The sequence below is a fragment of the Microbacterium sp. SD291 genome (assembly GCF_017355365.1).
Taxonomy (GTDB): Bacteria; Actinomycetota; Actinomycetes; order Actinomycetales; family Microbacteriaceae; genus Microbacterium.
This window is the reverse complement of record NZ_JADIJR010000067.1, coordinates 1-1,900: the sequence shown is the minus strand read 5'-3', so window position 1 is coordinate 1,900 and position 1,900 is coordinate 1. Positions and strand designations below refer to the sequence as shown.

At 65.2% G+C, this 1,900-nt stretch carries 2 protein-coding genes; both read left to right on the top strand.

Translation table 11 applies throughout. From position 1 onward, the window contains the following. Positions 1 to 423, top strand: a 423-nt coding sequence (locus IPV10_RS16785; RefSeq protein ID WP_207485805.1) for a hypothetical protein, incomplete at its 5' end; no start/stop codon positions are given. A 104-nt stretch (positions 424 to 527) separates the two neighbouring features. Next, positions 528 to 1,826 (top strand): DUF2079 domain-containing protein, encoded by a 1,299-nt coding sequence (locus IPV10_RS16780; protein ID WP_207485803.1) that lies wholly within the window; start codon positions 528 to 530, stop codon positions 1,824 to 1,826. Positions 1,827 to 1,900 lie beyond the last annotated feature (74 nt).

The following is a 1,900-nucleotide window of genomic DNA, read 5'->3' as shown; positions in this document are numbered from 1 at the left end:
ATGCGCGAGGTCCGGCGACGCCGCAACCGGAGCCGGTCTCCCAAGCGGGTCAGCATCTTCATCGGCGCCGGCGTGCTCGTCGCTGCCACCACAGGTGGGGCGCTGATCGCCCTTGCATCCGCGGAACTGCGGCACAACTCCGCGTACTGCTACGAGTCGCCCTCGTTGCAGAGCCGCGCGCAGCAGGTCGGCGATCCGTCGCCGGTCGGAGACGACCGGGTCGCCCGCGCCATCGACCTGTGTGAGTCCGTATGGCGTATCGGCGTACTCGGTGGTGAGAACGACGGACCGCCCCCCAACGATGGGCGGATCCATCCCGTGCCCGAGCTGTTCGTTTGCTCCCAGCGTGACGGAACGCTCGCGGTCTTCCCGGAGCAGGATGGCGTGGCGTGCAGCGATCTCAGTCTGGAGCCACTCCGGTGACAATCACACCGATCCGGGCGCTGCCCACGGCGCCACCGCTGCCCGATCGGCACAGGCGCACGGGATGGATAGCCCCGTGCGTGGTCGGGGTGATCGTCGCGACGATGTACATCGTCTACGCGGCATGGCAGTGGTCGCAGTTCACCGTGAAGTCCTGGGACCTGAGCATCTTCGCCCAGCTGCTCGACAACTACGCCCGGATGCAACCGCCCATCGTGAACATCAAAGGCGACGGGTACAACCTCCTCGGCGATCACTTCCACCCCCTCCTCGCTCTGATTGCACCCGTCTACGCGATCGCGCCCCACGCGTTCACACTGCTCGCCGTTCAAGCGGTGTGTTTCGCGGTCGCCGCAGCAATACTCACCCGCACCGCGACGCGCAGCCTTGGCACCGTCGCGGGCGGCGTGCTCATCGGACTCGCGTTCGGTTTCAGCTGGGGTTTGCAGTATGCCGCCGAAGCACAGTTCCACGAGATCGCCCTCGCGGTCCCTCTGCTGACCTGTTCGCTCAGCGCGCTGCTCGAGCGCCGCGATCTCGCTACCGTGCTGTGGGCGGCCCCCCTGGTCTTCGTCAAGGAAGATCTCGGCCTCACCGTCGCGATTATCGGTCTGCTTGTCGCCTACCGCTCGCGTAAGCCGCTTGGGCTCTGGCTCACGGTCTGGGGCGTGGGCTGGTTCGCGATCGCGGTGTTCATCGTGCTCCCACTCCTCAACCCTCAAGGTTCCTGGGCGTACGCGAGTAACGCCAACCCGCTGACACTCCTTGGCGACCCTGGCGGGCTCTTTCACCCATCGAAAGGACTCACGCTCGCCCTGATCCTGGTAATCAGCGGCGGGCTCATCCTCCGGTCACCGATCGCGCTCGTCCTCCTGCCGACCCTCGCGTGGCGTTTCCTCTCAAGCAACCATGGCTACTGGGGCCCAAGCTGGCATTACAGCGCCGTCCTCATGCCGATCGTGTTCGTCGCACTCCTAGATGCCATCAACCGCGGGCCCACTGCCCGGTGGGCCTGGCTTCGCAGCTATAGCCGCCACGGCACCGCGATCGCCGTCACAGCAGCAACAGTGCTCCTACCCACACTCCCGCTATGGTCGCTTCTCGCACCCAACTCGTGGGATCAGCCCGACCGGGCTGACGCAGCGACCACAATCCTTGAGGCGATTCCTGCTGGCTCCTCTGTTGAGACCGACATTGGCCTCATGTCCTACCTTGTCGACGACCACGACGTCTACTGGCTCGGAAACTCCAACCCCACCCCGGACTGCATCCTCATCGACCGGATAGCCGGAGGCACACCACACGACTGGGGCAGCGCTCTTGAGGTCGCTACCCGACTCCATCCAGGCGCCACCTACCGCCCCATCGCCAAGCACAGCGGGTACGAGCTCGCCTGCCAGTAACTGACGTCGATTACATGCCGCTCCCGCACAATCTTGCTTCACCCCCTTGACAGCACCCAGATAAAGCTGGTCAC

Coding starts and splice junctions, on each gene's coding strand:
- IPV10_RS16780 (WP_207485803.1), top strand. CDS start 528: ATGTACATCGTCTACGCGGCATGGCAGTGGTCGCAGTTCACCGTGAAG.